Origin of the sequence: Magnetococcus sp. PR-3 (assembly GCF_036689865.1) — a bacterium.
Classification (GTDB): domain Bacteria; phylum Pseudomonadota; class Magnetococcia; order Magnetococcales; family Magnetococcaceae; genus Magnetococcus.
Map to the genome: position 1 here is coordinate 1 of NZ_JBAHUQ010000069.1, position 3,853 is coordinate 3,853.

The 3,853-nt window shown below is 47.9% G+C and carries 6 protein-coding genes; 5 read left to right on the forward strand and 1 reads right to left on the reverse strand.

The window, feature by feature from the left end; translation table 11 throughout:
• Both V5T57_RS20475 and V5T57_RS20480 read left to right on the forward strand, forming a co-directional pair.
• Positions 1-437 (forward strand): recombinase zinc ribbon domain-containing protein (locus V5T57_RS20475; RefSeq protein WP_332893131.1); only part of this gene is annotated, 437 nt, incomplete at its 5' end.
• Positions 437-853 carry a hypothetical protein gene (locus V5T57_RS20480; RefSeq protein ID WP_332893132.1) on the forward strand — a complete coding sequence of 139 codons (417 nt, stop codon included), beginning with the start codon at positions 437-439 and terminating at the stop codon, positions 851-853. The genes V5T57_RS20475 and V5T57_RS20480, both read left to right, overlap by 1 nt.
• On the opposite strand, the gene V5T57_RS20485 is transcribed toward V5T57_RS20480, so the two are convergent.
• Positions 841-1,422 carry a hypothetical protein gene (locus V5T57_RS20485; protein WP_332893133.1) on the reverse strand — a complete coding sequence of 194 codons (582 nt, stop codon included), beginning with the start codon at positions 1,420-1,422 and terminating at the stop codon, positions 841-843. The genes V5T57_RS20480 and V5T57_RS20485 overlap by 13 nt on opposite strands.
• Before the next feature lie 303 nt (positions 1,423-1,725).
• Between V5T57_RS20485 and V5T57_RS20490 the strand changes: the two genes are divergently transcribed.
• Genes V5T57_RS20490 through V5T57_RS20500 form a run of 3 tightly spaced genes read left to right on the forward strand, consistent with a single transcriptional unit; the run spans position 1,726 to position 3,475 of the window.
• Positions 1,726-1,989: a hypothetical protein gene (locus tag V5T57_RS20490; RefSeq protein ID WP_332893134.1), complete on the forward strand. Its 264-nt coding sequence runs from the start codon at positions 1,726-1,728 to the stop codon at positions 1,987-1,989.
• 39 nt (positions 1,990-2,028) lie between these two features.
• Positions 2,029-2,865 (forward strand): metallophosphoesterase, encoded by an 837-nt coding sequence (locus V5T57_RS20495; protein ID WP_332893135.1) that lies wholly within the window; start codon positions 2,029-2,031, stop codon positions 2,863-2,865.
• A gap of 58 nt (positions 2,866-2,923) precedes the next feature.
• On the forward strand, positions 2,924-3,475 hold the full coding sequence (locus tag V5T57_RS20500; protein ID WP_332893136.1) for a hypothetical protein: 552 nt from the start codon (positions 2,924-2,926) through the stop codon (positions 3,473-3,475).
• The last annotated feature ends 378 nt before the right edge of the window (positions 3,476-3,853 follow it).

The window sequence follows — 3,853 nt, forward strand, 5'->3', positions numbered from 1 at the left end:
TCACCTGCAAACACTGTGGCCGTGCTATGACCACCACCTACACGCGCAAGAAGGGGAAGATGTACCGTTACTACACCTGTACCAGCGCCATCAAGAAAAGCTATGACGCCTGCCCCATAGGCAACATCGCCGCTGGCGAGATTGAGGAGTTGGTGCTTGGCCACATCGAGAGCATGATCCGATCTCCAGAGCTGGTCGCCAAAACGTGGCAAACAGCCAATGATGCAGATAAATCCAACTGCACAGAAAATGGCGTCATCACCACCCTTCAGAATCTGGAGCCGGTGTGGGAGGAACTCTTTCCTCTGGAGCGCGCCCGGCTGCTTCAACTGCTGGTGCGAAAAGTATCGCTCTCCACCGAGCAGCTTCAGGTGCACCTTAGAGTTGAAGGGCTCACCAGCTTGGTAGATGAACTCAATAACCAGGAGGCCGCATAATGAATATGACCCTCACCGACGACAAGAAGACCATCATCATCACCATGCCCATCGATCTGAAACGCAGAGGTTCACGGCGGCAAATCATCATCCCCGATGGGATGAAACTACCCTTCTTCAAGCCCAAGCAGGATGAGGCCATAGTTCGCGCTCTGGCTCGGGCCTTCAAATGGCAGAAGGAGATCGAGACCGGGAAGGTTCGCTCTGCCAAAGAGCTGGCCAGTCGTGAAAAAATGGATCCTGCTTTCATGAGCAAAACCATCCGACTGACACAGTTGGCACCAGATATAGTGGAAGCCATTATTGAGGGACGTCAGCCCAAATCGCTGGCCCTGTCGGATCTCATGCGGGGTTTCTCGGATGTTTGGCTAGAGCAGCGCGATGTCTTGGGCTTTACTGCTATTCACTCATCCTGAAACAAGCTTTTCGTTGACTGTGGCACATCAGATACAATCTCGCCTTCGATCAAGGTAGGATCTTCAACTTCAGCACTATTCCCATCAACCACCTTGAAGAGCCTCGAATAGGGTACTCTCCAATTTCCAGCATCATCCGTCTGTATCGTGACCGTCTTCTGATTTCTACGGAGGATGCGACCATGCCTCTCCTGCTCATGATTATCAAAAAAACCTATGAATTCTCCATTTTTCAGATGGTTCTTGTCAAGTTTCACACTTGGCCCGTTCGTATGGATATCTACCTCTACGCCACATAGATTGATCATGTGAAAGGGGACCCGCCAACGAGCACCTCCCTCAATATCTTCAACCTGAACATATTTGGCCCCGATCTTCAGAACTCGAGCAGCAACCTCTGTATTATCCTTTTCTGTGTAGTAACGGATATGTTGCCCGCTTTTAAGGTTACGTTTGACCGTCTTGATTCGCTCAGGATCATCCATCATAGCGTTAATCCCGGCTGAAAGCCGGTATAGGTCAAACAGGCTGGCTTCCTTCAGAGCAGCGATAATTTGTGAATAGTCCATACTCGACACCGTCAGGTAAATTTCATTGGGATTATTCAAGGTTACCAAAGGGGGAGTGGCTGGAAAAGAATCAGATAGAAATTTTCCAATAGCCTATTCATGCAGGGGGGCTTGGATACTTGAATAAAGTAGCATGATGCATTTAGGTCCCCTCCTTCCGAGGCATAGAAAAATCCGTTCCTGCATAATACGTTATTCCATAGATTTTTTAGATCCGTTGACCCTGCCCTACCCCTGTTTCATCATAGTTCCCTCATAATCAAACACTCCAATAAGGAGGGGGCAATACAGTCCAACCCAGCCATGATGGACAACGCTCTGGACGCTATCGACCAGCAGATCCGATCCAACCAATTTCCTGAAGCTCGTAGCACCCTGGCCCGCCTGATCCGGTCAGGCTTTGAGGTGATTGAGGCCCGACGCTTAATGGCAAAAATCTTTATCCATGAGCTTTTCATGGTCAAGAACCACCGCCAACCATTCGACCGTGGTCGCTACGGAGCCATGCTACACCAGTTGCCCAAACTCCCTATCAACGAGCAGTGTGTGGAAAATACAGACTCCTGATCAATCATTAATAGAGCGAGATTTCCCGTAAGATCAGCCATGAATAAAACCACATTAAAACAACAAGATGATCCCAAGAAGATCCGTTCATCATCTGTCTGGCTTACGGATATCCACCTGGATTTTTTAGACGAAAGCGACAAGGAAACCCTCTATTCTGATATCAGAAATCAGAAACCTGAGCGCATATTTATCTCAGGTGATATCGCAACAGGCACAACCATTACCGATGAAATGGAACACATGGCCAATGCACTGGGCCTCCCCATCTACTTTGTCCTGGGCAATCATGATTACTACAAGAGTGACTTTGCACAGGTGAATGCTTCCATTTTTTTACTCTGTAAAAACAACTGTAATCTCATTTGGATGCGGGAAGCTGGTATTATCCCTTTATCAACCTCGACTGCACTAATCGGACATGAGGGCTGGGCAGATGGTGGTTATGGTGATTTTATTGGTTCCACAGTACAGCTAACTGATTACATATTGATTGAAAGCTTGAAGGCATGTCCCACGCGTGAACTTCTACATCAGAAGCTACGTGAACTTGGCCAACAATCCGCAAAATTTACAGAGAAAATGCTGTGCAGAGCCTTTACCGAATTTGATTCAGCCATCCTACTGACCCATGTACCCCCCTTCCGAGAGGACTGCCTCTATCAAAACCGACCCTCTAATGACGAGTGGGCTCCCCATTTTTCCAACAGATCTATGGGAGAGATGCTCACTCGCATCATGCTCGATCACAAAGACAAAAACCTAACCGTGCTTTGCGGACATACTCATCATCTGTCAAAAAACAAAATTCTGCCCAACCTGGAGGTACTTGTCGGAACAGCCACCTATGGGGCCCCGGAAATTCAGCCATGGTAACACTTCCGCACAATTCCAACCTTAGTGCATCACCAGCAATATTAAGGCATCAATTCCAATGAATGCTTATGCTGGTATTGGTGGACTCAGTACTCCTGTGGATATCCAACATATAATGACCAGAATCGCTGAGCGATTAGGGTACAGAGGACACACCCTGCCCAGTGGCGGGGCATCTGGTGCTGACAATGCCTTTGAACAGGGGGCAATACAAAGTTCAGGGAAAATGGAAATCTTTCTCCCCTACCCTGGCTTTGAAGGACGGAATCCTGATCAACGACGCTACTTTTTGATCGATAAGGGGAATGAAATTTTTATGCCTGCGCTGGATTTGGCATTCCATTATCACCCCCTGGGTGAACGAATGCCTCTCAATGTTACACCTTACATGGTTCGCAACTGCTTCCAGGTTTTGGGAGTCGATTTAAAATCTCCTGTTGACCGGGTTATCTGCTGGACACGCGATGGTGCTATTTCGGCTGAGGAGACATCGCCCTATACAGGTGGAACAGGACAAGCCATCAGGATTGCCCATGACCAAGGCATTACAATCTCCAACCTCCAGAGACCCGACCATCTCGAGAAGTGGCTCGCCTGGCTTTCCCCATAAGCTGGTGAGATTTAAAAGATCCAGCTCTGCCCTAAACATGCAAGCCTCTCTAAAAGCCAGACTAAAGCTGCATGGAACTGCTTGAATAAAATTCTGACGAAAGATCCCTACCCTTTTTGCCATGAGATGCTGCTCTCTCCAGCAAGTCACTCTTGAAAAGTCTTCAGCTTGATGGCGTGTAAAGTATTGATTCTCTGAGGTCTACAGATCTGTAGACCGACCTGTCAAAGTCCACGGCTTTTAGAGAATGTGGGGGAGAAGGGAGAATAGTGGGGCAGAGAGGGGGTAAACAGAGAATGGACGACTATCGCTAACCATTGAATTTATTAACAGATTTCAGGCAACAAAAAACCCCAGATTCGTTAGAACCTGAGGTTA